Genomic DNA, 23593 nt, shown 5'->3' with positions numbered 1-23593 from the left:
TTGTGATACCAACGATACTTCCAATATATGACAGTGCACTGTCATAGTGAAATTTGAGCGCTAACCGGCGCGGGCAGAGAGGATCTGGTCTCAATGACCGAGCTCGGCATCACCGGAACGCTGAACATCAACGATCTGCCCTTCACGGAGGACCGCACGCGCGCGTGGCGGGAACTGCGGGAGGCCGGCGAGGCGGTGAGTTCTGGCGAAGAGGTCGTGCTCACCAGCGCCGAGGCCGTCGAGTTCGCGGCCAAGCGACCTGAGATCTTCTCATCGGCAAAAGCTTTCGACCGCCTGGGAAGCCCGGTCCCGCTGGTACCGATCGCGATAGATCCGCCGGATCACACCCGGTTCCGCCGAATGCTTGATCCGTTCTTCAGCCCCAAGAAGATGGCTGAGCGTGAGCCCGAATTACGCAGGCAGGCCGGGGAGTTGATTGACGCCATCGTCGCGCGCGGCGAGTGCGATGTGGTGCCCGATCTCGCCACACCGTTTCCTTCCCAGGTGTTTTTGACGCTGTTCGGGCTACCCATGGCGGACCGCGACCGGCTGGTGCAGTGGAAGGATGCGATTCTGCAATTCACCGATCCGAGTAGCACCGAGGCGACCCCGGAGGTGATGGCTCACGCGCTGGAACTGTTCACCTATCTAACCGAGCACATCGCAGAGCGGCGCGCCGATTCGACCGGCGACGACATGCTCACCCAGCTGATACAAGACACCGACGAGGGTGGCATGTCCGACAACGAGATCCTCGGCCTCTGTTTCATGTTCGTGCTGGCCGGGCTCGACACCGTCACCTCTGCGGTGGGGTTTTCTCTGGCCAGGCTCGCGGCCGACACCAAGATGCGCCGCCGTATCGCGAACGACTTCGGGCTCATTCCCGCGTTCATCGAGGATATGTTGCGCGTCGACGGACCTGTTCCTTTCGCGCCACGTGTCATCACCGAGGAGGTCGAGGTGGCGGGCAGGGTCGTGCCGAAGGACACCACGGTCATGCTCAGTTATGGCAGCGCCGATCGTGATCCGCGGCGGTATCAGGAAGCCGATGAGGTTCATCTCGACAGCAAGGTTGTGCACTTCGCGTTCGGACGTGGACCGCACCGGTGTCTGGGTTCGCATCTGGCGCGTCTCGAACTCCGACTCATCCTCGAGGAATGGCACTCCCGCATACCCGAATACACTCTGGCTCAAGGCAAGCCGCCACAGATGCCGTGGCCGACTGGGACGATGTCGCTGCAATCGGTTCCGCTGAACATCAAGCCGTCATCGCGGGGTCAGTAAATCTGACGGTCGTGGCGCGAAGCCTCATCCGACCTTCGGGATGATTTCCTCAGCCACCCACTGCATGTGGTCGAGGTAGGCATTCAACCCGTCCAACGCGGGCGGGTTGACCCAGGTGTCCGTCACGCCACGCTCGGCCAGCATGTTGCAGTTGTCGATGACCTGCTGGGCGCTCTGGCCAAAATGGGCATTGGGGTCGTCGACGACGGCGTGCTCCTGACCGATCGACAGCACCGCAAGGCTGTAGAACAGGGAGAACGGCCGGTCGTCGAACCCGGGCTGCGAGCGTAGGTAGTCCATCTTGGCGGGCAGTTCGTCGGGCTTGGTCAGCCATGGCGCCCAGCCGTTGCCGAACCTAGCCGCGCGGCGCAGCACCGCGTCGGCGTCCCCACCCATCCACACTGTCGGGTGGGGTTTGGAGATTGGTTTGGGCCCGAATGCGATGTCGTCGAACTTGACGAAGTCGCCGTCGAAGCTTGGCGAATCGCTGTGCCACAACTCGAACATCGCCTCAAGACACTCGTCCGCTATACGGCCACGCTGGGAGAAGGGAACGCCGATCGCGTCATACTCCTCCTTGAGCCAACCGACACCGACAGTGGTCTGGGCCCGACCGCCACTGAGCCAATCGAACGTTGCGATCTGTTTCGCGGCGATGATCGGGTTGTGCAACGGCAAAATCGTGACCATCGACCCAATGGTGATCGTCGAAGTTGCGCCCGCGACGAAGGCCTGGGCAGTGGTGGCGTCAAAGTAGTGGTCCCCGGACAACTCCACATGACCCGTCGGGGTGAGGAAGTGTTCGGGCAGGAACACCATCGAATAGCCCAGCTGCTCGGCGCGTTGGGCAGCTCGCGCGATATCAGCGCCGGTGAGCTGGTGTTCCCACGGCTGCGTGATCGCTGCGACATGCATGCAGTTGGGTAGGTACACGGCGAATCTCATCTGGCACCTTCCGATTTCATGCCCGTTGGCGGAGCGTTGACTGAATGATCCGACGCCAGGCCGAGCGACTCGCTCATTATGACAGTCTACTGTCGCCCGTCAAGCACGGGGCTGCCGCGTCCGTAGATTCAAATCTGCTGACACGGCAGCTAGTCTGATGCGATACTCGTATGCGGATACGACAGCCTACTGTCAAGATATGCGAGCAGGAGAACCATGCATACCGGCCCCGCGGTGCCCTTAACCAATCCGATCCGGGGCAGGAGCGAACCTGATCGCCTCTGGACTCTGACGAACGTTGGCGAAGCGACGCCCGATATCCTCTCCCCGCTGTGCTGGTCACTGTGGGGGACCGGTGTCGAATTCGCTTCCCGCGGCGGCCTCTACGACTTCGGCGTGCTGGGGTCATCGGCACTTCGGGTACCCGACGACCCGAATCAGTGGAGCACCGCCTGCTTCTTTGGCAGACAAGCGATGAACGTCGATCGCGCCCGCGAACTCGCCGGATTGCTGCCCGGAATGACCGGTGACGACTTCGAACGCGACTTGTTGGGCGCAGTGCGGCCCGATGCGGCTCCGACCCGTAGCGACCCCCGCCGGTTGCCGGCAGTCGTCGTCAAGGCGCCGTTGGTGCTGGCGCGAGAGCGGTCTGCTCCGGTCCGTTTGCACCAACGCCAGATGAACTGGTGGCGGGCAACCGTGCTAGATGGACGATGGCCCGATCCGCGGACTCTGCTGACTGATTCGTCGCACCGGTTCAGTGCGGCGATGCGGGTACATGTCCGCACCCGGCTGATCCTCAATGTGTGTCGCGCACAGGTCGAATCGATCGCCGTCAAGGCGGGTCGTGGTGATCTGGTGCCCGCACTGTTGGCCGGGTACGGCGGCGTGATCGAAACCGAATTGGCCGATGACGTGTGGTCGTTGGGGCACCGACGGATTACGGTGGACGAGTTTCTTTCTCGGCACGGGTTCCATGGCCCCAATGAGGGCAATGTGATCGGGCATTCATGGCGGGAGGACCCAGAAGCGGTCCTGCGTGCTGCCGCCGCCCACAGCGGCAGGCCCGAGGCCGACCGCCCGGCGGTGCGCGCAGAACGTGCAGCATCGACGCGCCGGCACGCCGAGACCGATTTGCTCTCAACGCTTCCCCCGGCGAGACGCCTATTGGTGCGCCGGCTGCTGGCATTGACTGGGGCACAGGTGCGAGCCGTGGAACTGACCAAGGCCTCATTCCTGACCGCCGTTGATGGATGCCGCGCGGCCGCCGGCGGGTTCGGTGCTGAGTTGGTCGATGCCGGGACGCTGGATCGGATTGACGACGCCTGTTACCTGACTGTGGATGAACTGCTGGCTCCGCTTCCTGCGAACGTGCGCGATTTGGTGGAGTTTCGTCGAAGCCGGCGCGAGGAGTACCGGCGCCTTGAGGTGCCGTCGGTTTTCACCGGGATGCCCGAGGCTATCGAGATGTCGTGCGAACCGCCTCCAGCGGATGCCGTCGTTCACGGAACACCCGCAGGCCCAGGGGTCTTCGAAGGCACCGTAAGGGTGGTGGTCGATGCGGAATCTCACGACACCCTCGACGACGGCGAGGTACTGGTTTGCAAGTTCGTCGACCCTGGCTGGACCGCCTTGGTCTCGCTTGCGGGTGCCCTGGTAACCGACATGGGCAGTCCCGCCAGTCACGGGGCGATCGTCGCGCGCGAGCTCGGTATCACGTGCGTGGTCGGAACGGGGAACGGCACCAGGGCATTACGCAGCGGCGACGTCGTGAGGGTGGACGGGACCACCGGTGAGATCGTGGTGCTGGTCCGGTCTCGGGCCATGGTGGAGAAGTGAGCGTCGAGCCGGGCGCGCTCTCCTCGGGTCTGCCCGTGGCCAAGGAGCAAGTCGTGACCACTTGCCCGCCGGTGTCTTGCTGGACCGAAAATCTGCTGTTCACGCCCTACGACCCTGTGCACGACGTCGGCATGTGGCTGCATCTGGGCACCGTCGCCGACATGTGGGAGATGTGGGAGGACCGTGTCCTCATCGCGCTGCCCGCGGACCAGGGAGTCTTGTCCATGTGGGCGTATCACCGCACTGTGCCCGAGCGCCGGCCCGCAGGAGCCAGCCTGGCCTTCCGCTGTGAAGAGCCGTTCGTCAAGTGGCGCATCACTTTTGACGGATTCTGTCTGCGGTCTACCTATGACGCGATGCGCAGCGCTCCGTTGTCCGACGGGCCTAAGACCCACGTCCGGCTAGATCTGGAGGTGCACGGTGTGACCCCGGTGTGGGACGCCGAGGCCAGTCCGCTGACCGAGTCGGGCGCGGGAATGGCCGAACAGAGCTGGGCCAGAGAACACTACGAGCAGCTCACCCGTGTCGTCGGCGAGGTCACCGTAGGATCGGAGACGTTCCTGTTCGATGGTGGCGGCTGGCGCGATCATTCGCGTGGACCACGCGGTGCCGACACCCTCACCGACTGGGGCGGCCACGTCATCGCCGGGGGAGCCATGCCCAGCGGCCGCGCATTCGGTTTCTGCAGGTACTGGGCCCGAGATGGGCGTACCACGCTGCAGGGTGCTTACGCGGTAACCCACGGCTCACTGCGACACGTGGAACTGGAGGAGATCCCGCCACCGGCGATGTTGCAGCGCGACGGTGAGCAATTTAACTGCAAGCTCGACGGTCAACCGATCACGGGCACCATCTGCTCGTCGCTGTGGCTGTCGATGGCCGAGGGCCTGCCCTACGGGCTGGTGGATCCGGCGCGGGCCTACACCGTCAGCTGGGCCGAGCTGACGTGGGGCGGGGAGACCGGCTACGCCTACCTCGAGAGGTCGAGTCTCACCGCACCGCCGCGTCGTTGACTATGACAGTCGACTGTCATAATGTGGCAGAGGACCCTGGACGTCGAGAAAGGCGTGTGGCGTGGCTTCGAACCTGTTCATAGCTCTTACCAACCCGATCGAAGGCGAAGATGACGCCTTCAACAAGTGGTACGACGCCCAGCATGTGCCCGAGGTTCTCGATGTTCCCGGAGTCGTTGCGGCGCAACGCTACGACATCACCGAACTGAAGGTGCCCGACGATGAGGACCTGCCGGCTCAGTTACCGCCGCCGACGCACCGTTACATGGTGATCTACGAGTTGGACGACGACCCCGAGATCGTCATGGCGCAGTTCCTCAAGCGCGTGATGGCCGGCACGCTGTCATTGGGGGAGTGGCTCGATCTGACCACTGTTTCCCTCACCGGATGGGCGCCGCGCGGCGAACGTGTACTGGCGGAGCGCTAGTGGGCGAGTTGCTCGCGGGCATCCACGCCCAGCGTGCGTGTCGGCGTTTCGATCCGGACGGCAAGGTACCTGACTCCGATGTCGAGCAGATGCTGGCGGCCGCGGTACATGCGCCGAGCGCGGAGAACACCCAGCCTTGGACGTTCATCGTGGTCCGCGACGAGAGCAACCGTGCGCTGCTAGCGGCTTGGTGGACGGAGACGTGGAACGCGGGCGGCGGGGACTACGTCAGGCATAGCGTTGAGGACAAGGTATTGGTCGCCGACCTTGAATTCGGTTTCAGCAAGGGCGGCTTCGCCGCGGCGCCGGTCGTGGTGGTGGTGTGCGCCGATACCGATCGCGTGCCCGAGGTCTACGCACCGTCATCGATCTACCCGGCCGTGCAGAACATGCTGCTCGCCGCTGCCGACCTCGGCTATGGCTCGTGTCTGACTACCGGCCTGACCACCTTCGGTGTCGATCGCGTCCGCGAACTGCTGCAACTGCCCCAGAACCTGATCCCAATGGCGGCGGTCTACGTAGGCCCGCCCGCACGCAAGCTCTCGCCACCGCGCCGCCGCCCGGCGACATCGGTGACCCACCGCGAGCAGTTTGGCAACTCATGGTGAACATAACGGAGAACTGCCAATGCCCTTAGCGATAACCGAGGAGCATCGCGCGCTCGCCGACGTGGCGGGCGCGATGGTGGCCGGGCGCGCCGGCACCGTGAGTGCACGCCGGATCCTGCTCGACCGTGACAAAGGCGGTCGGTGGTGGTCTACCGACGGACTCTGGAAAGAGATGGTCTCCACCGGGTGGCTTGGCCTGCACATCGACGAACGGTTCGACGGTCAGGGTTACGGACTGCCTGAATTGACGATCGTGCTCGAGCAGCTCGGTCGCGCCGCGCTGGGAGGACCGTTTCTGCCCACCGTCGCAGTGTCCGCGGTGATCGCCGAAGTAGGGACCGACGGGCAGCGAGAGCGGTGGTTACCGCGGCTGGTGTCTGGTGACGTGATCGCGGGCATTGGCACCAAAGGCGATGTTGTTGTTCACGATTCGAAGGTCTCGGCCGCCGGGGCGCCGGCACTGGCCGAGCCGGGCGCAGACTTGTTCCTGCTGCCCGCGGGCGACGACCTCGTTTTGGTTCAGGCCGGTGACGGCGTCAGTACACGATGCGTCGACTCGGTGGACCGGCTACTTGCACCGGTTGTCGTGGCCAGCCTGAGCTCCGTGCAGGTCGCCGACGTCTTCCCGGCCGCCGCCGGGGCAGCGGTGCGCATTCTTCGGCTGCTGGCCGCGGCCGAAGCCGTTGGCGGGCTGGGTGCGTGTACCGAGATGGCGACGGCCTACGCCGCCGGCCGCGAACAATTCGGCAGGCCTATTGGCTCTTTTCAGGCGGTCAAACACCACTGCGCGAACATGCTGGTGGATACCGAGCTGGCCGTCGCGGCAACCTGGGACGCCGCGCGCGCCGTTGGCGCGGAGGCTGAGCTGGCCGCGACGATGGCAGCCGGGCATGCGCTGACCGCCTATCAGCGGGTGGCGTTGCAGAACGTGCAGGTTCACGGCGGCATCGGCTACACCTGGGAGCACGACGCCCACCTCTACATCAGGCGGGCCACCGTGTTGCAGGCCTTCGTTGGTGACCAGGATGCTTTGCGGGACAAGGTTATCGCGCTGCAAGGCAGCGGAATGCGTCGGCGGCACTCGGTAGACCTACCCCAGGGCGCCGAGCAGTATCGCCAGGCCGCACTGGATTTCCGCTCTGAACTCGAGGCGTCCGACGCCGACGATCGCCAAAGACTCTGGGCGCGCAGCGGTTACCTGCAACCGCATTGGCCCACCCCGTACGGGCGTGGTGCAGACAGCGTCGAGCAGTTGATCATCGAGGACGCCTTGGGCGGTCTGGACAAGCCGAGCCTCGGACTGGGTGAATGGGTGGTGCCGACGCTGCTCCAGCATGGCAGCAGCGAACAGATCGAGCGATTGATCTGGCCGAGCCTCGAAGGCGAGTTGCGGTGGTGCCAGCTGTTTAGCGAACCTGGCGCCGGCTCGGACGCGGCGGCGGTAGCCACCAAGGCCAGACGGGTCGACGACGGCTGGGTGGTCACCGGTCAGAAAGTGTGGACCAGTGACGCGGTGAACTGCCAGCGCGGGCTGGCCACCGTGCGCACCGATCCGAATGCGCCCAAGCACAAGGGTATTACAGCGATGATCATTGACCTCACCGATCCGGCGGTGCAGATTCGCCCGCTGACCGAGATCACCGGCGAAACGCTGTTCAACGAGGTGTTTTTCGACGACGTGTTCGTGCCCGATCGCAACGTGGTCGGCGGGGTGAATGCAGGCTGGCGCGTGGCGATGGCGGCATTCGGCAACGAGCGAGTGTCGATCGGCGGTGGCTCGGTCACCATGACCGCCGACACGTTGATCGATCTGCTGGCTCGCCACCGGCCCCACGACACCTGCGTCGCGCGTGACGTTGGTGCGCTGTTGATCGAGGCCTACACGCTGGCCACGCTGAACCTGCGGCAGGCTGCGAGGGCTGTCTTCGACGCCGGGCCCGGAATCGAAGGGAACATCGCCAAGCTGTTTGGAGCGGAGCATGCTCAGCGCGTGGCGGAGCTGGGGCTCCGCATTGCCCGTCAGGCCATTCTGCTCGGCGAGGAACCCGAGGTTGTGCACGATTACCTGTTCAGCCGGTGCTTGACCATCGCGGGCGGCACGTCGGAGATCGTCAGAAACCTGATCGCCGAGCGCATTCTCGGCCTGCCGCGCGATCCGGCGCCAAAGTAGATCGGAGAGCCGCATGACCTGTGCCGTCGTCGGGATCGGCCGTACCGAGTATTCCCGCAACTCCGGCCGCACGACCCGCGGCATGGCCGTGGCCGCCTGTCGCGATGCCATCGATGATGCCGGTCTGAGGCCGACGGACGTCGACGGCATCTGCACCTTTATGGCCAACGACTCTGAGCAGCCGATCTTTGTCGGGTGGGCGTTGGGTATCGACGAATTAGCTTGGGCCAATGCCATGTACGGTGGCGGCAACCTGGTGGCCGACCAAATCGCCACCGCCGCTGCAGTGATTGAGGCCGGCATGTGCAAGGCCGTGCTGGTCTACCGGTCACTCAACGGCCGCTCGGGTTACCGGTTCGGTCACGTCGAGGGGCCGATGCAGGTGCAGCACCACGACCAGTTCGACACGGCCTCCGGATTCATGGTGCCGCCGCAGTGGTTCGCGATGTGGGCCCGGCGTCACCAGCATGAATTCGGTTCAACGAGCGAGGATTTAGGCCACATCGCAATCACCCAACGCAATCACGCGGGACCCAACGAGCACGCGCTGCGTCGCGAACCCCTCACTATGGATGACTATCTGGCCGCGCGCTGGATCAACGAGCCGTTCCGGGTACTGGATTGCACATCGGAGGTCGACGGCGCGGTAGCTGTGCTGATCGCCGGCGAAGACATCGCCCGCGACGCGAAGCAGCCCCCGATGTGGCTCGTCGGGTCGTCGAACTCGCAGGGAGGCTCCGGCTGGACCGAATGGGACGACCCCACCGAGATGTACTCGCGCACAGCGGGACCGAAGATCTGGGAGAAGACAGGCCTGAGTCCCTTCGACATGGACGTGGCGTGCATGTACGACTGCTTCACCTACACCGTGATGGCCACCATGGAGGGATTCGGCTTCTGCGAAAAAGGCGAAGTGGGCAAGTTCTTCTCGACCGGACGCGCCACCTACGGCGGTGACGTCGTCGTCAACCCGCACGGTGGGCTGTTGTCCGAAGGTTATATCCACGGCCTCAACCACCACTACGAGGCAGCGCTGCAACTACGGCACGCGGCCGGCGTGCGGCAGGTCAAGGACGCCCAACTGGCATTAGTGACCGCGGGCGGCGGGCCTTTCGGCGGTGCGAACGTCTACAGCAAGGAGCACCCGTGACGAATACTGCACTAGCGGCGCCGGTTCCAGTACCTGACCCTGATACGGCGTCTTACTGGGAGGGTCTGAAGCTCGGCAAGTTGATGCTGTGCCGCTGCGACGACACCGGCAAGTGGATCCACCCACCGTTGGAACGCAGCCGCCACACCGGCGGCCCCGTACACTTCGAGGAAGTCAGCGGCGACGGCACGATCTTCAGCTACATTGTGGTCCGCCAGGCGCTCGTTCCCGGCCGCGTGCCCCCTTACGTCGTCGGGCTCGTCGAACTCGTGGAGCAGCCGGGCCTGCGGATCAATGCGGTCATCGATGCGGATCCAGCCGATGTCCGAATCGGGCAACCGGTGCAGATGCGCATCGTCGACCTCGGCGACAGCGGTTATCGCATACCTGAATTCGTCATCAAGTAGAGGTAGGCGACCACTATGACAATTGGTCAAAAGCCCGCCGGCACGGTTAACAACCGGGGTTTGCCAGAAGGTACGCACCGGGCGGAACACATGGCGATGCATGTCGTTCCGCTGCATCGGTGTAGTTCGGAGCTAGGGGCCGAGGTAGGCGGCAAGGCGATAGGCCTTGGGGCGCTGACCAAACAAGGTCTGTCGGTTCCCCCAGGGTTTGTAATAACCGTGAGCGCCTACCGCGAGGCCGTTGCCGCCGCTGGAGTGGCGCCACGCATCGCCGAACTACTGACGACAACGGGGACCGACCGGGACAGGTCGGCGGCAATCACCGCGCTATTCGATCAAGTCGCCCTCCCGGAGCACCTCGCTGTCCAGGTTGTGGAGGCTTACGCCCAGATCGGCGGCGGACCAGTGGCGGTACGGTCAAGCGCGGTCGCAGAGGACACGGCCGAGGCGTCGTTCGCCGGTCAGCAAGATACCTATCTGTGGATCGAGGGTGAGCCCGCGCTGCTTGATGCCGTTGTCCGTTGTTGGGCAAGTCTGTATACAACGCGGGCGATCGGGTATCGCCGGCGGTTCAACGTGGCTTCCGATGATGTCGCGATGGCGGTGGTTGTTCAGCAAATGGTGCCGGCCGTGGCGGCGGGGGTGACGATGACGTTGGAGCCGGTGACGGGAGACCGTGACCAGATCTATATCGCGTCAGCCCTCGGCCTGGGTGAAGGCGTGGTCAACGGCGATGTGGAAACCGACAGCGCCTGGGTCGATAAGGCCGCCTTATGCTTGCGCAGGCGGGAGATTGCGCGCCAGACTCGCGCCCATCGGTACGAGTCCGGGGCGGTCAGGATTGTCGATCTCGCCCCCGGCGAGGGCGACGCACCGAGCCTCGATGACGACACGCTGCTACGGGTTGCGCGCCTCGCCCTACAAATTGAGCAGAACGCCGGGTACGCCGTGGACGTCGAGTGGGCCGTGGATGCCTCCGGTGAGGTTCATCTGCTGCAGGCCAGACCGGAGACGGTCTGGAATAACCGATAGCCCCAGCCCGAAGGATGGCGCGAGCCGAACGTCCTGCACCACTACGCCGGTGAGCGCTCGGCCGGCCCACCGATGTTGTGCGCCAACCCTACTCGTGCCGCATCGACCTGGTTCGCGGCGTCCGACCGACGTCTCGGAAACGGTGCCGTTCCTCAGCTCAGCAACTTACCGGTGTCGAGGTCCGAATAGGCCTCGGCGAAGCGGCCAAGCACAGCACGCACGATCTCGACGGAATACATCTGATCGGGCGTAATGGCCCACATGCAAAACCCCCACGCCGGACTCTGCCGATAGGCGGTCCACATCTGCTCGCGATCCGGCACGGACGAGACGCCGGCATCGAGCAGTCGCCCGCGGTAGTTGTCGAGCAGTTCACGCTCGTGCTCGCGACGCGAAGCAGGCGGCAGCGCGCCGATCAATGCGTATCCGACGTCGTGGGACCACGAGCCCCGCCGCACCAACTGCCAGTCCAGTAGCCCCACTCGGCCGTCGGGGAGAACATATGTGTTGCGCGGGTGCGGGTCCCCGTGCAACAGCGTGATCGGATCGTGAGCCACGCGATCCTGCAGGGTCCAGAACGCTGCCTCCATACTGTCCATGTCGGCGCCGGTTGCGTTAAGAAGCTCCCGCTTATAGGGAATGTCGATGAACGCACGGATAATCGCGAATCCATTGGTGCGCAGGAATTCTGCGAACCCTCCGGTGACGGGATGCTGCAGCCACGCCAGGTCGCCGCGCCCATCGAGCCTCGGATTCGCCCAGAACGGGGCGTGCACACGGCTCAACGTCGCCAGCAGCTCGTCGACCTGCTCGACGGGCAGACCGGCCTCCGCGTCGGGCACCCGCGCTCCGCGCATCGTGATGTCTTCGCCGATCACCAAGAACTGTGACGGTCCGTCGAGATGTTCAGCGAAGTAGGTCGTCATGGTCTCGACGTCGAGATCGTCACGAAGATTGCGATAGAACTTCGTCTCGTCATCCAACATAACCGTCCCGCCGCCGCCCTCCGATAGCGACTCGTCGACCGCGGCGGGAAGATCGTGCACCGTGCCAAGTTGTGTCTTGACGAAAAGCTTTGAAGGTAAGCCGGTGTCGTCATCGGCGTAGTCCACGTCGAGGTGGATGTGTGAGGTGGTCCCTTGCCAGGTGGTCCGGACCCGCACGTCGGTGACCGTCACCGCGGGCCGGTGGCGACGCAGCAGCGAGGTCAGAACGGCTGGTGTCAGGTCCGCGGGCGAGCGCAGCGTGACGGGCAAGGCTTGGCTGGTCATCTCACGTCCTCATCGACGGTTTGACAGTTGACTGTCACATTAGCAGCATCTGGCCCAGGGACGAGATCAGTTTTTGACCGGCCGAAACAACGGCAACCACACCCGGCTTTCTTCCTCGCCCGACAACGCGGTCCAGTCTTCGAAAAAAACTTCGACGGCCATCCCGACGCTGATCTCGTCCGGGGCAACGTCGACCACGTTCGAAATCAGCCGTGTATCGGGCTCCTCGGCGAGCTCGACCATCGCCACGATGTATGGCGGATCGAAACCCGGAATCCAACTCTGGCGGTTGACGGTATACGCCGCGACGGCTGCCCGTCCGGAGACGGGCTCCGGTGCAACGTCTGTGCTTCGGCAACGCCAGCAGGCCGGTCCCGGCGGGTGAAAGAAGTGGCCGCAGCCATGGCAGCGGGTGATCAACAACTCGCCGTTGCGCCCTCCGGCCCAGAACGCATGCGACTCGGCGGTTGGGCTGGGCGCCAATCGCAACTGGGGGCGCTCGTAGGCGCCGTCTGTTGAACCGATCTCGACTGTCATGATCCGACCAACGATCGACCAATGACCAGCCGCTGAATCTGGTTGGTGCCTTCGAAGATCTGGGTGATTTTGGCTTCGCGCATGTAGCGCTCGACACGGTAATCCCTGGTGTAGCCATAGCCGCCGAAAACCTGCACGGCGTCGGTGGTGACCTTCATTGCGGCGTCGGTGGCAATGAGCTTTGCCACCGAGGCGTTGCGCGAGTAGGGCAGTCCGGCATCACGGCGGCGCGCCGCGTCCAGGTACGTGGCGCGCGCAGAGTCGACCGCGGCTGCCATGTCGGCCAGCAGGAACGCCAGGCCTTGATGATCGATGATCTTGCGGCCGAAAGTCGTCCGTTGTTGGGAGTAGGAAACCGCCTCGTCGAGTGCGGCCTGCGCCAGCCCGACGGCCACCGCGGCGATGCCCAGGCGCCCGGAATCCAGTGCGCTGAAGGCAATCTGGAGGCCCTCGCCCTCGGCGCCGATCCGCCGTTTGGCAGACACGAACGCATTGTCGTAGTGCGCTGTGGTGGTCGGGATGGCATGCAAGCCCATCTTCTCCTCGGGTTTGCCGAACGTAAGTCCGTCGGTGTCCTTTTCGACCAAGAAGCATGAAATGCCTTGTCCACCTTCACCCGTGCGGGCGAAGAGGCTGTAGAAGTCTGCTATGCCGCCATGGGTGATCCACGCCTTGGCGCCGTTGACGCGGTAACCGCCATCGACTGCGGCGGCCTTACAGGTCAGTGCGGCGGCGTCGGAACCGGCCTGCGGCTCGGACAAGCTGTAGGCACCGATCGTGTGACCACCCAGCATGATCGGCAGCCACCGCTGTCGTTGCTCGTCGGTGCCGTACGCGATCAACGGATGGCAGGCGAGCACGTGGACGCTGACAGCCACGGCGACTGCCGCCCACCGGGCGGCCAATTCCTCGAGAACCTGCAGGTATACCTCGTAGGGCTGTCCGCCACCGCCCCATTCCTGCGGGTGCGGCAGTGTCAGCAGCCCAGTCTCACCCAGAGTCGCGAAGACTCCCTCGGGATAGGCCTCGCTCTTCTCATGCTCGTCGACGATTGGATCAAGCACCTTGTCGGCGACCTCGGCGGCCAGTCGAACGAGTTCGCGTGCTTCTGGCGTCGGCAGCAGTCGTTCGATAGTCATGAATGGCTGTCCTGCCACTCGCAGCCCGTGAGCTCAGCCGAGATATCCCACAACCGTCGCGCGCTGTCCGCGTCGCGCGCCTTTTCTCTGAGTTTGGTGGGCTTCGGTGTGCCCCACTGGTGCATCAGGCCGCGCGGCGCAATGTAGGTGCCGTTGGGCAATGTCGTGGTGATCGCCTGAATGGTCGAGCGGGCCCCGTCAGCTGGGCTCTGTGCGATGCGCGGCGAGAGCACTCGGCCCGCCCACTGCAATACTCCCGAGCCGTTACGCGTGATCCCGGTGTCGGTCATGCCGGGATCGGAGGCATAGGCGGTCTTGCCGCGGGCGACCAATTCCCGCACAAACAGCAGGTTCGCCAGCTTGGATTCCCCGTATGCCGACCATGGGTTGTAACGGCGATGGTGATAGTTGAGGTCATCGAAGTGCATGCGAGCGGTGGTGTAGTTGGTGCTGGCCACCGCCACGACCCGGTCGCGGATCCGGTCGCCGAGAAGGCAGGTCAACGCGAAGTGGCCAAGATGATTAGTGCCCATGTGAGCCTCGAAGCCGTCCGCGGTTCGAGTCAACGGCAAGCCCAACACACCAGCGTTGTTCACCAACACGTCGACATAGTCGACGGTGTCGGCGAACTTACGCACGCTGGTGAGGTCGGCCAGGTCTAACTCGCGCACTTGGACGTCGCCGGGCATCGACGAAGCGGCCTCATACGCCTTCGTTGGGGTGCGGCAGGCGATCACCACTTCGTGGCCGGCGGCGGCCATCGCATGGGCGGTCGCCTTCCCGACGCCACTATTCCCGCCGGTGACAATGATCCGCACGCAGCCGGCCCTCCTTTGCGACATTTCACATAAACAGTAAACTATTTATCGTTTTGATCAAATGGCTAGGAGAGACGCGATGGCGTTCCGCCCGACGAGTCCGGTTCACCCGCTCGGATGAAGTGGCTGGAGCGAATCTGCGCTGTCCACGAGCGCAGTGAACGTGCAGCGGTCATCGGCGAAGCGGGCTGTGTCACTGGCCGTGAACTGATCGGCATGAGCGTCACAGCTGCGGACCTGCTCGTCGATCTCGACGTTCAGCCAGGTCAGCCCATCCCTGGGTTGCTCACCACCAACGCCGATGCGCTGGCATTGCTGTTCGGCGGTGCCGCCGCCAATCGACCACTCGCTCCGCTCGGACCTAGGCAGACCGCTGCGGAGTTGGCCGAAACGGTGCGCCGGAGCCGCTCGCCCGTCCTTCTCGCCGACGCGGCGTTCGTCGAGACGGCTCGGCAGGTCGCCGACGCGGTTGGGATACGGGTGGTGTCAATATCTTCCCTGCCAGTGTCGAGGCGTCCGTTGCATCCGGAACCAGCTCCCACGGCAATCTACCTGCACACCGCGGGAACAACCGGAGTTCCCAAAATGGTCCCGCTCACCGAGCGAGTGCTCGGCGCCCGCGCCGAGCTGCTACGCCGCTTGATCGGAATCGGCCCCGACGATCGCTATGCCACCGGCTCACCGTTGCATCACATCGGGGGACTGGGCAACGTCCTGGTAGCGCTCACGGCCGGGGCAGCGGTTATCCCCACCAACAGGTTCTCCTTCGACTGGTGGCGCAACCTCAAGCAACTCCAGGCCACCCACTGCCTGCTCGTGCCGACGATGATCGAGATGTTGCTCAGCGAGCGGCTGCTCGACGCAGTTCCGCTTAAGACATTGATCTATGGTGCTTCGCCGATCACCGTCGAGACGTTGCGACGGGTCCTTGACGTGCTGCCAGACGTCGCCATGGTAAGTCTCTACGGCCAAACCGAGGGCAGCCCGATCACCAGCCTGAGCCCAGACGATCATCGATTGGCCGCGGTCAAAAATCCCGAGATCCTGTACAGCGTCGGTCGGCCGGTGAGCGGGCTCCGTCTGCGAATCGACGAGCCGGACCGAGCAGGAATTGGCGAAGTGTTCGCCGCCGCGGCGCACCTTTCCGCCCAGGCCGCCGATGGATGGTTGCACACCGGTGATCTGGGTGCGATGGATGCCGACGGTTATCTCCGTCTTTGCGGTCGTCGACACGACATGGTGGTTCGCGGTGGGGAAAACATCTATCCGCTCGAAGTCGAGAATGTGCTCAGCGCTCACCCCGCGGTTGCCGCGGTCGGCGTTGTGGGCGTGCCAGACCCGCGACTCGGAGAAACCTTGGCCGCGTTCATAGTTCCGACAGACTTGGCTCATCCCCCACGGCCCCAGGAGCTAGGGTCCTTCGCCCGGGTCAAGCTCGCCGGCTTCAAGATTCCGCAGTATTGGTATTCGGTCGCCGAGCTGCCGCTCAGTAGTGCCGGCAAGGTCGTTCGCGCCACACTTCGGGCGGCACATCTTGCGCGTCAGGACGATGCATGAACGTGAGTTATCTGTACACGCTGGACCAGGAGGAGGGGGCGTCGCATTCCCGAGGATTTGGCGAAGACGTAACCGTCGGAGCTCTACCCGTTGGCATTTCGCCGAAGGGAATCCCGAACAGCGCCGGCTAGTTAGTAGCTAGTCTGGCTGGACTGGCACGGTGAGATCCCTGGACCTTATCCGTTATATAGTTTAACGTCTTGGTTTATGCCCATAGCCCTGCGAAGCCGGTCGGCTCAACAGGTTGACCGAGGGGCAGTTTTCTTGGACCCTATTGCGGCGACGCAGGCCATTCGTTCGAGCCGCCAACCATGAAGAGTCGGAAATCGCTGGTCGCTTTGATCGTCGGCGCAGTTGCCGTCGGCGGGCTTCTGTTAACGCCACCGCCGCGGGTACATGCCGCTCCAGCACCCGAGGTCGAGTACGTCTACGACGTGGTCGTGCGGCGGCATTACGGATTTCCTGACAATGACGCGCTCAGCTACGGCCACGGAATTTGCGACAAGGTCGGCCGGGGCGAGGGCTACGGGCAAGTCATGGGTGACGTCAAGAGTGATGTCACCCCCAACGACGAATTCGCGGCTAATTATCTGGTCTCGTACGCGGTCAACTTGCTTTGTCCTGAGCTGATATGGCAGCTGCGGAACTCGGCGGCTGGCTACCAACCGCCGGACGGCGCAGCCGCGGCCGGTACCTATTACTGAGTCCGTCTTCTCGTACTGAGTCAGAGGGTTGACTGTCCCGGCGCTCGACGTGACGTCGGGTGGTCGACACCTTGATTGTAAGGTCCTTCATGACTATTCGATCGCCGCCGTCCTCGGGTACTAATTCCGGTGACCGATCAACACCTTCCGCATCAAGCGCGACGCACCCGCATCCGAACCAGTGACGTCGCCGCAACGATCCGCTAGGTACGGAATTCGCTTCAAAGGTGTTTCCGCCATATCCCTCCAAGGATCGGCGTAATTTCGCCGCGCGCACGCGAAACAATATCCTGTGTTAGCAGCCAGTTAAACTGCTGCGCACCATCGGCTTTCGGTTACTACAGGCCGGGACGCGATCGAGGTGACGACAATCAGAGTTGTCGGGTGAGGTCTCGGACAGAAGTAGTGCGATTTGAGCGCTTCAAAAGGTCAACGTACAGCGTCAAATTCGCGTTGCCGCACGAAGACTGGTGGCACACTCTAAAAATGCAAGAACGACGGAAGCGAGGGCCAGGACGCCCGCTCGCCGTGAATGCCGATGAGACGCGGCTGCGGATCATGGAAGCTGCTTTTACAGTCTTCGGCGAACGCGGTTACGACGGCGCAACGTTCCAGGCCATCGCTGAACGCGCTGACTTGACCAGACCGGCCATCAATCACTACTTCTCGAGCAAGCGGGTGCTTTATCGCGAGGTGCTGAGGGCCGCCAACAAATCTATCCTCGAGGCCGTTATTAGTCGGGCAGAATGCGAGAACACGTTTGTGGCACGCCTGACCGCGTTAATCGACGCGGCGGGCAGAGCGAATTCCACGAATGCCGCCGGATCGGCATTCCTAATCACAGCCATACTTGAATCGCAAAGTCATCCGGAATGGAAGAGCGTTGAGAACGATTCCGTACGGATCACTCGGGAATTTCTTATGCGCGGTGTCAATGACGCGATCGAGCGCCACGAGGTCGCCGCGGATATCGATGCGCCGGCCTTGGTCGAGACGCTGATGGTCGTGCTTTGTGGGGTGGGCCTATATGCGGGTTATGTCCGTAGCCACCAGGTGACGTCGACCGTCATCGACATGGTCCAGCAACTTCTGGAAGGCGGGCTCTGGCGAACCAGCTGAGAAGATTACTGTCGTGCAGCCACCCACGCTTCCGCGCCAAGCAATGCGTGATGGACCAATGACCCTCACCGCACTCGCTGCTAATGCGTGCCACAGATCGCCGCGCTGACTTCGCTTAAGCCAACGGGGCATGTCCGTTGCTTGCGGTGGTCCTTCGATCGCACACATACATAGAAGGCAGCAAACACCGGCAGTGCCGGCGTAGTTGCGCCAAGACTGAACTACCCCAGGTTTAGTTCCGATCCTTATAGGAGGATTGGAAGCTATGCCCCGTCAGTATTCGCCGGAGTTTCGGCAGCGTGCGTTGCGGTTGTTGGACACTGTGATGGAAGCCTCGGAAGTGTCGGAGTTCGAGGCCATAAAGTCTGTCGCCAGCAAACTCGATATTTCGGAGGAGTCGGTGCGTCGGTGGCGACGCAAGGCCCAAGTCGATGCTGGTGAACGGCCGGGCATGACCAGTTCTGAGCATGCCGAGATCCGTAAGCTCAAGCGCGAGAACGCTGAACTGCGCAGGGCCAACGTTATCTTGGGCGGGCTCGACTGTTTGGGGGCGTGATCTGGGTGTTTGTGTCGTGGACGGTGTCCGTGATGTGGGTGTCGGCGATGCGGTTGGCGCGGAGCTGTCCGTGCAGGAGTGCGATCTGGTTTCGTAGTTGACGGTTTTCGTTGTCGAGTTCGCGGATGCGTTCGTGTGCGAGGGTGAGGCGTTGGCGCAGGGAGGCGTCGGAGCCGCGCTCGACTGGGGCAGGTGGTGCCGGCTCGGGCGTCTCCGATATGGCGGTCAGTCGGCGGAGTTGGTCGCGCAGTGCGGGCTGGGCATACAGCCATGAGCGGGAGACGCCGGCGAGGGCGGCGATCTGTGTGATAGTGCGCCGCTGGCCGGTTTCGCCGAGTTCCTGCAGGGCTTGCCGGGCGCGTTGGAGGGTGTCGGCGCGGCGGCGTTGGGCAGCGGCGAGGAGGTAGTGGCTGTTGTCATGGCGCATCGGATGGTTCCTTTCCGCAGCATGTTTCGCTGCCCGCTGCAGCGCACCGGCAGTCGCGTTGGTCGGTTTCGAGGGTGGCGATGATGGTAAGCAGGTTGGTTTCGACGGTGTGGTTCATCTCGGCCAGGCGGGTGTGGCCGTCGGTTTGAGCACGCGAGATCAACGTGCGGGTGTCATCGAGCTGCTTGCGGTGTTGGGGTAGGAATTCGGCGGTCGTGATGAACAGCGGACAAGTCAAACATGCGTTGGCGTGCGGGCACGATTTCTGTAGTGGCAGACCACAATAGCCGTTGGGCAGCGCTATTTTCGCGCGTGCAAGGTTCTGCTTCATCCACTCGCCATCGGCGAGGGGCCCGTCGACGGTGATGTCGACCGGCTCACCGTGGATGTTGATCTTCTGGGCGCGTTCCCACTGCTCTCGTATGGTGGTGTCGGCCAATCGGGCATACACGGCGGTCATGGTGTGGCTGGTGTGGTCGAGCAGGCGTCGGACCACTTCCTGCGGCACCTCATGGTTGATCCATCGTGTGGCCGCCGTGTGCCGGAACTGATGAGCGGTGATATGCGCTGGCTGACCGAGTTCATCTGTGACACCACATGTTTCGAGCCACTGCCCGAGCTGGAGGTGGAACGTCACGGTGGGAATGGGCAGCCGTCCGTCGGGGTTGGCGCTGCTGCGCGGCAGCAACACGGCGGTGGTTGGAAACCGCTGCCGGGTGCGCTCCTGCTGCGTCTGGATCATGGCGGTGAGTTCGTCGTCGATGGGCACCACCGCGTCGCGGCGCATCTTATGGTTGCGGTAGCGCAAATAGACCGCGCCCTGCGGGTCGCGAACCAGACAGTCCAGCGCCAGCCGGGTGGCGTCGCCAATGCGCAGGCCGGTGCGGATGAGGACCTCCACCAGCAGCCGGATCCGCGGGTCGCTGATCCGGTCGAGGTTGGCCGGGCTTTCCAACTGGCCCATGACGAACTCGGGAATCGCCCGCGGTGCCGGTGTCTCGTCACGGCGGGGCTGGTCGCTGGGATACAGCTGCGCCTCGGCCGGCAGCGATGCCCACCGGTGCTGGCGAACGGCATTCAGAAACCCGGTCACACAGCCGATCTCGGCGCTGCGGGTCTTCGGTTGTGGGATCTCAACGGCCAGTCGAGCCAGGTAGGCCTCCAGCGCTGCCCGCTCGAGCGCACCCGGGCCCGACGAGCTCGCTAGTCCGGGCATGAACTGCGACAAACGAACGAGCGCGAGGCGATCACTGCGTAGCTGCCCCAGCCCGACTCCGCACGACATGCGCCACCGGCACCATCGTTTGGCCAGCTCTCGAAGCCAGACTGGGTGCACCGCAGTGAAATCCAGTTTGGCCCCGTCATGGCCGGAAACACCGAGCCGCCGTAGCCGCCACACGTCACGCTGGTATTCGCTGTCCCAGCCGGTCCCGTCGCGCAAATCGAGCACGCACTCGATCGCGTAACCGAGGAACGCGCGCGGGGTGTTGACCGACGCCGCGGCCGGCAGCCCGGCCAGCCAGTCGGCCAGCGGACGATCCAGCAGCGACTCGGCCCCGGTTGCCGACAAGTGGTCCAGCAGCGGCTTGATCGATCGCGGTGTGGTGCGGGTTCGGTTCAGGTCGACGCGGCATTGCAGCGCGTAGCCGATCTCCAGCCGCAACTGCGGCCGCAGCGGCCGCAAGTCGAAGCGATCCTCGCCGTAGCTGGCGCAGTAGGCGATGAACTCCGCCGCCGACGGGCGACCACGCAGCCGCCACCGCCGGTGGTGGGAATGACACCACCCGGCGTCCAGTTCGGCCCACAACATGCACCCCGGGATGGCGCACACCGCTGCCGGCGTGCCGGCCACGTCCGGCTTCCACCGATCCACCACTGGGCGTCCGGCCTTGTCCCAGGCGTGGGAATGCGTGTAGCACAACCGATACCGATGCTGCCCGAAGCCGCAACCGGGCACCAGGCACGATTGCAGCGGCCGGTACCCCATCACCTCTGGATCAGCGGTCGCCGCCCACGCCCGTCGGTCATCCGGGCGACCCGCCTTTCTCCACCGGCCCAGATGGGCCGGGCAGAGCCCGGCGTAGCGACTCGAACGCACACACCCGGGCACCGCGCATGCCGGCGACCCGAGAATCGGATCCGCGACGGCGGGCACCAGCACCTCGACCCGGAACTCCGCACGCACCGCTGCGCCCAAACGCGCAACCCAGCCGGGCTCAATCGGCGGCGCCAGCACCTCGACGCTCACCACGACCCATCCCGGTCCGCCAGCCACCCCGCGGCCACCAACGCGCGGCGGGTGTCCTCGACCTTCAGATGCGCGTACGCGTCACTGGTCGTCGCGATCGACGCGTGCCCCAACAGATGGGCCACCACCTCGACCGGCACCTGGCGGCGCAACAACTCTGTCGCATACGAGTGGCGAAAAGTATGCGGCCCGAACATGATTCCGGTCCGCTCCCGCAATCGGCAGACCAAATCGTAGACGCTGGCATACGTCAACGGATACCCAATAGGACCGGACCACAAGTTGACGAATACGTAATCGCTGTCCAGCTCGCCGTACTCGCCATGCAGATAATCCGCATACAGCCGGATCACCGCGCCCGGCACCGGCACCTGGCGACCCCCGCCCTTGGCTCGGGCACGATTCGTATTCACCCTCGGCACCACCGTCACCAGCCGAGCAGCCGCATCGATGTCGCTGTGCCGCAACCCCAACGCCTCACCAACCCGCAGCCCGGATGCAGCCAGCAGAGAAAACAGGAACCGATCCCGCAGCCGATCACAGGCCGCCACGATCGCCGCGACCAGTTCCGTGTCCAGCGTGTCCGGGATGCGCCGCTGGGCCCGTAACCGGATCCGCCTGCTGCGCTCCGGTCGAGATCCCAGGTGCGCCAGCAGTGGTCGCCACGATCCACCATGTCCCTTATGCCGCTGCCAGGTCGTCAACAGATCACCCAGGTCCACTCCGTGGCGCTGATGGAATTCATAAAACGCCGAGATTGCCGATAGCTTGCGGTTCACCGTGGCCTCCGAGCACATGCTCTCCGCCGTCGGCAGCGCTGACACATTGCCCACTCGCCCCGCCGCGGGTAGTCGCAGCCACGCCACGAACCGGCCCACCTCCTCCAGTCGCACCCGCGACCACACCAGGCCGCCCCGATCGAGGAACTCGAACCAATCCCGCAGATCATGGGCATAGGCCTTGACCGTGTTCGGTGAGCGCTCGATCGCGTGCAGATGCGACAAGAACGCCTCGACCGGCTCCACCACCACCGCATCCTGATCCACCAGCGTCCACGATTCGCGGTCGCCGAACGGCATCACCACCGACTGCACCCGCAGCCCAGGACTCGTCACAGACACCGAAGATAACTGGTCCACAACGCATTTCCCGGCATCTCCGAACGCGTGTCGTCTACATGGTGAACAGCTTCCTCACGGCCTCAGATAACTAACGAGATTTTGAAGTCAGCGTCTGCGTTTTTTGCCGCGGAGTTCGACCGCCCCGCGACGAAATGATCGCCTACATCGATGCTCATCGCGATCAGTTCGGGGTCGAGCTCATCTGCCGTGTGCTGCGGGCAGCTATCCCCGGATTCCTCACCTCGCGGGGTTATCGGGCCGCGCGGACCCGACCACCGTCGGACCGGGAGATCCGCGATGAGCAGCTGATCGCTGACCTTGAGGCGGTGCACCGGCAGAACTACTCGGTGTATGGGGTCAAGAAGATGCACGCGGCGATGACACGGCGTGGTTGGCAGCTGGGCCGTGAACAAACCCGCCGGTTGATGCGCAAGGCCGGGTTGCGCGGCGCCCAGCGGGGCAAGCCGGTGTTCACCACGATCAGCGACCCGGCCGCGATCCGGCCGGCCGATCTGGTCAACCGCCAATTCCGGGCCGCTGCACCGAACCGGCTATGGGTCGCCGACATCACGTTCGTGCGGACCTGGCAGGGGTTCTGTTACACCGCGTTCGTCACTGATGCGTGCACCAAGAAGATCGTTGGCTGGGCGGTCTCGGCCACGATGCGCACCGAAGACCTCCCGCTTCAAGCATTCAATCACGCTGTGTGGCAGTCGAATACCGATCTATCCGAGTTGGTTCATCATTCCGACCGCGGATCCCAGTACCTATCGCTGGCCTATACCGACCGGCTGGCTGAACTGGGGATCGCGCCCTCGGTCGGGTCGCGTGGCGATAGTTATGACAACGCCCTCGCTGAAGCGGTCAACGCCGCCTACAAGACCGAGCTCATCAACCGCGGCAAGCCCTGGCGGTGCATCGATGATGTCGAACTCTCGACCGCCGAATGGGTGGCCTGGTACAACCAGGAACGCCTGCACGAAGCCCTCGGCTACGTTCCACCCGCCGAGTACGAGGCCGCCCTCACCGGCACCTCACACCCTGCGAGCCAGCCGACCCCGGCCCTCGCAACCGAGTAGGAACTAAACCTGGGGTAGTTCAATCACTCGGTTTCACGTCACAGGGGCAGGAGCTAACGGCCAAAGTCGTCAAGCATCTCCTGACGACAACCCGTCAAGAATGTCCTGAGTCCTTACACCGACAGACCGCTGGTCAAGTGGG

21 protein-coding genes, 1 pseudogene and 1 other annotated feature are annotated in these 23593 nt (G+C 63.9%); of the genes and pseudogenes, 14 read left to right on the top strand and 8 right to left on the bottom strand.

The features are described 5' to 3' along the window. Nucleotides 1-93 precede the first annotated feature (93 nt). Nucleotides 94-1284, top strand: a complete 1191-nt coding sequence (locus tag AC0KTM_RS11980; RefSeq protein WP_472415585.1) for a cytochrome P450 — start codon at nt 94-96, stop codon at nt 1282-1284. Between the two features lie 24 nt (nt 1285-1308). Here AC0KTM_RS11980 and AC0KTM_RS11975 read toward each other — a convergent pair whose 3' ends face one another. After that, nucleotides 1309-2229 (bottom strand): TIGR03619 family F420-dependent LLM class oxidoreductase, encoded by a 921-nt coding sequence (locus AC0KTM_RS11975; RefSeq protein WP_041784995.1) that lies wholly within the window; start codon nt 2227-2229, stop codon nt 1309-1311. A gap of 216 nt (nt 2230-2445) precedes the next feature. On the opposite strand from AC0KTM_RS11975, the gene AC0KTM_RS11970 reads away from it, so the two are divergent. The 8 genes from AC0KTM_RS11970 (at nt 2446) to AC0KTM_RS11935 (ending at nt 10875) form a co-directional block, all read left to right on the top strand. Further along, nucleotides 2446-4068, top strand: a complete 1623-nt coding sequence (locus AC0KTM_RS11970; RefSeq protein ID WP_472415584.1) for a PEP-utilizing enzyme — start codon at nt 2446-2448, stop codon at nt 4066-4068. Continuing rightward, on the top strand, nt 4065-5081 hold the full coding sequence (locus AC0KTM_RS11965) for a hypothetical protein (RefSeq protein WP_064939856.1): 1017 nt from the start codon (nt 4065-4067) through the stop codon (nt 5079-5081). Before AC0KTM_RS11970 ends, AC0KTM_RS11965 begins: the two co-directional genes overlap by 4 nt. A gap of 61 nt (nt 5082-5142) precedes the next feature. Continuing rightward, nucleotides 5143-5508 carry a DUF4286 family protein gene (locus AC0KTM_RS11960; protein WP_064939858.1) on the top strand — a complete coding sequence of 122 codons (366 nt, stop codon included), beginning with the start codon at nt 5143-5145 and terminating at the stop codon, nt 5506-5508. Continuing rightward, nucleotides 5508-6116 carry a nitroreductase family protein gene (locus AC0KTM_RS11955; protein WP_064939860.1) on the top strand — a complete coding sequence of 203 codons (609 nt, stop codon included), beginning with the start codon at nt 5508-5510 and terminating at the stop codon, nt 6114-6116. Before AC0KTM_RS11960 ends, AC0KTM_RS11955 begins: the two co-directional genes overlap by 1 nt. Before the next feature lie 19 nt (nt 6117-6135). Further along, nucleotides 6136-8286 carry an acyl-CoA dehydrogenase gene (locus AC0KTM_RS11950; protein ID WP_472415583.1) on the top strand — a complete coding sequence of 717 codons (2151 nt, stop codon included), beginning with the start codon at nt 6136-6138 and terminating at the stop codon, nt 8284-8286. A 13-nt stretch (nt 8287-8299) separates the two neighbouring features. After that, the gene (locus AC0KTM_RS11945; protein WP_064939864.1) at nt 8300-9436 is read left to right on the top strand and encodes a thiolase C-terminal domain-containing protein; all 1137 of its coding nucleotides are present in this window, start codon (nt 8300-8302) and stop codon (nt 9434-9436) included. After that, nucleotides 9433-9843, top strand: a complete 411-nt coding sequence (locus AC0KTM_RS11940; RefSeq protein WP_064939866.1) for a Zn-ribbon domain-containing OB-fold protein — start codon at nt 9433-9435, stop codon at nt 9841-9843. The genes AC0KTM_RS11945 and AC0KTM_RS11940 overlap by 4 nt, the downstream gene beginning before the upstream one ends. A 15-nt stretch (nt 9844-9858) precedes the next feature. Further along, complete coding sequence (locus tag AC0KTM_RS11935) at nt 9859-10875, top strand: PEP/pyruvate-binding domain-containing protein (RefSeq protein WP_472415582.1); 1017 nt, start codon at nt 9859-9861, stop codon at nt 10873-10875. Between the two features lie 152 nt (nt 10876-11027). Here the strand turns inward: AC0KTM_RS11935 and AC0KTM_RS11930 are convergent, their stop codons facing one another. The 4 genes from AC0KTM_RS11930 to AC0KTM_RS11915 all read right to left on the bottom strand — a co-directional run bounded on the left by AC0KTM_RS11930 (nt 11028) and on the right by AC0KTM_RS11915 (nt 14640). Next, nucleotides 11028-12146 (bottom strand): phosphotransferase, encoded by a 1119-nt coding sequence (locus AC0KTM_RS11930; RefSeq protein ID WP_064939870.1) that lies wholly within the window; start codon nt 12144-12146, stop codon nt 11028-11030. 66 nt (nt 12147-12212) lie between these two features. Continuing rightward, complete coding sequence (locus tag AC0KTM_RS11925) at nt 12213-12683, bottom strand: Zn-ribbon domain-containing OB-fold protein (RefSeq protein ID WP_041784993.1); 471 nt, start codon at nt 12681-12683, stop codon at nt 12213-12215. Next, on the bottom strand, nt 12680-13822 hold the full coding sequence (locus AC0KTM_RS11920; RefSeq protein ID WP_201407110.1) for an acyl-CoA dehydrogenase family protein: 1143 nt from the start codon (nt 13820-13822) through the stop codon (nt 12680-12682). The genes AC0KTM_RS11925 and AC0KTM_RS11920 overlap by 4 nt, the downstream gene beginning before the upstream one ends. Further along, a complete protein-coding gene (locus AC0KTM_RS11915) occupies nt 13819-14640 on the bottom strand; it encodes an SDR family NAD(P)-dependent oxidoreductase (protein ID WP_201407109.1) in 822 nt (273 codons plus the stop codon). Before AC0KTM_RS11915 ends, AC0KTM_RS11920 begins: the two co-directional genes overlap by 4 nt. 117 nt (nt 14641-14757) lie before the next feature. Between AC0KTM_RS11915 and AC0KTM_RS11910 the strand changes: the two genes are divergently transcribed. The 4 genes from AC0KTM_RS11910 to AC0KTM_RS11895 all read left to right on the top strand — a co-directional run bounded on the left by AC0KTM_RS11910 (nt 14758) and on the right by AC0KTM_RS11895 (nt 18576). Beyond that, nucleotides 14758-16197 carry a class I adenylate-forming enzyme family protein gene (locus AC0KTM_RS11910; protein WP_472415581.1) on the top strand — a complete coding sequence of 480 codons (1440 nt, stop codon included), beginning with the start codon at nt 14758-14760 and terminating at the stop codon, nt 16195-16197. Nucleotides 16198-16508: 311 nt separating this feature from the next. Further along, nucleotides 16509-16901 carry a DUF732 domain-containing protein gene (locus AC0KTM_RS11905; RefSeq protein WP_472415580.1) on the top strand — a complete coding sequence of 131 codons (393 nt, stop codon included), beginning with the start codon at nt 16509-16511 and terminating at the stop codon, nt 16899-16901. A 486-nt stretch (nt 16902-17387) separates the two neighbouring features. Next, nucleotides 17388-18020: a TetR/AcrR family transcriptional regulator gene (locus tag AC0KTM_RS11900; protein ID WP_472415579.1), complete on the top strand. Its 633-nt coding sequence runs from the start codon at nt 17388-17390 to the stop codon at nt 18018-18020. Between the two features lie 265 nt (nt 18021-18285). Then, nucleotides 18286-18576, top strand: a complete 291-nt coding sequence (locus tag AC0KTM_RS11895; RefSeq protein ID WP_238957905.1) for a transposase — start codon at nt 18286-18288, stop codon at nt 18574-18576. Here AC0KTM_RS11895 and AC0KTM_RS11890 read toward each other — a convergent pair. The 3 genes from AC0KTM_RS11890 to AC0KTM_RS11880 are packed head-to-tail and all read right to left on the bottom strand — an operon-like array spanning nt 18542 to nt 22330. After that, nucleotides 18542-19003, bottom strand: coding sequence for a DUF6262 family protein (locus AC0KTM_RS11890; protein WP_007172469.1), 462 nt, complete (start codon nt 19001-19003; stop codon nt 18542-18544). The two genes, AC0KTM_RS11895 and AC0KTM_RS11890, sit on opposite strands and share 35 nt — an antisense overlap. After that, complete coding sequence (locus tag AC0KTM_RS11885) at nt 18993-21278, bottom strand: tyrosine-type recombinase/integrase (RefSeq protein ID WP_225325992.1); 2286 nt, start codon at nt 21276-21278, stop codon at nt 18993-18995. Before AC0KTM_RS11885 ends, AC0KTM_RS11890 begins: the two co-directional genes overlap by 11 nt. Then, a complete protein-coding gene (locus AC0KTM_RS11880; protein ID WP_033717226.1) occupies nt 21248-22330 on the bottom strand; it encodes a tyrosine-type recombinase/integrase in 1083 nt (360 codons plus the stop codon). The genes AC0KTM_RS11885 and AC0KTM_RS11880 overlap by 31 nt, the downstream gene beginning before the upstream one ends. 132 nt (nt 22331-22462) lie before the next feature. Here AC0KTM_RS11880 and AC0KTM_RS11875 point away from each other — a divergent pair. Next, a pseudogene (locus tag AC0KTM_RS11875) lies at nt 22463-23451 on the top strand (IS3 family transposase); the annotation flags it as partial. Beyond that, nucleotides 22486-22603 (top strand) — a sequence feature (AL1L pseudoknot). Its footprint overlaps the pseudogene before it by 118 nt. Nucleotides 23452-23593 lie beyond the last annotated feature (142 nt).

Source organism: Mycobacterium sp. NTMscope_Eco_3 (assembly GCF_976985685.1).
Note: the sequence above shows the minus strand (reverse complement) of the source record. Positions and strands in the feature narration are given on the sequence as shown.

Coding starts and splice junctions, on each gene's coding strand:
- AC0KTM_RS11980 (WP_472415585.1), top strand. CDS start 94: ATGACCGAGCTCGGCATCACCGGAACGCTGAACATCAACGATCTGCCC.
- AC0KTM_RS11975 (WP_041784995.1), bottom strand. CDS start 2,229: ATGAGATTCGCCGTGTACCTACCCAACTGCATGCATGTCGCAGCGATC.
- AC0KTM_RS11970 (WP_472415584.1), top strand. CDS start 2,446: ATGCATACCGGCCCCGCGGTGCCCTTAACCAATCCGATCCGGGGCAGG.
- AC0KTM_RS11950 (WP_472415583.1), top strand. CDS start 6,136: ATGCCCTTAGCGATAACCGAGGAGCATCGCGCGCTCGCCGACGTGGCG.
- AC0KTM_RS11945 (WP_064939864.1), top strand. CDS start 8,300: ATGACCTGTGCCGTCGTCGGGATCGGCCGTACCGAGTATTCCCGCAAC.
- AC0KTM_RS11935 (WP_472415582.1), top strand. CDS start 9,859: ATGACAATTGGTCAAAAGCCCGCCGGCACGGTTAACAACCGGGGTTTG.
- AC0KTM_RS11930 (WP_064939870.1), bottom strand. CDS start 12,146: ATGACCAGCCAAGCCTTGCCCGTCACGCTGCGCTCGCCCGCGGACCTG.
- AC0KTM_RS11925 (WP_041784993.1), bottom strand. CDS start 12,683: ATGACAGTCGAGATCGGTTCAACAGACGGCGCCTACGAGCGCCCCCAG.
- AC0KTM_RS11920 (WP_201407110.1), bottom strand. CDS start 13,822: ATGACTATCGAACGACTGCTGCCGACGCCAGAAGCACGCGAACTCGTT.
- AC0KTM_RS11910 (WP_472415581.1), top strand. CDS start 14,758: ATGAAGTGGCTGGAGCGAATCTGCGCTGTCCACGAGCGCAGTGAACGT.
- AC0KTM_RS11905 (WP_472415580.1), top strand. CDS start 16,509: ATGAAGAGTCGGAAATCGCTGGTCGCTTTGATCGTCGGCGCAGTTGCC.
- AC0KTM_RS11900 (WP_472415579.1), top strand. CDS start 17,388: ATGCAAGAACGACGGAAGCGAGGGCCAGGACGCCCGCTCGCCGTGAAT.
- AC0KTM_RS11895 (WP_238957905.1), top strand. CDS start 18,286: ATGCCCCGTCAGTATTCGCCGGAGTTTCGGCAGCGTGCGTTGCGGTTG.
- AC0KTM_RS11890 (WP_007172469.1), bottom strand. CDS start 19,003: ATGCGCCATGACAACAGCCACTACCTCCTCGCCGCTGCCCAACGCCGC.
- AC0KTM_RS11880 (WP_033717226.1), bottom strand. CDS start 22,330: ATGCCGTTCGGCGACCGCGAATCGTGGACGCTGGTGGATCAGGATGCG.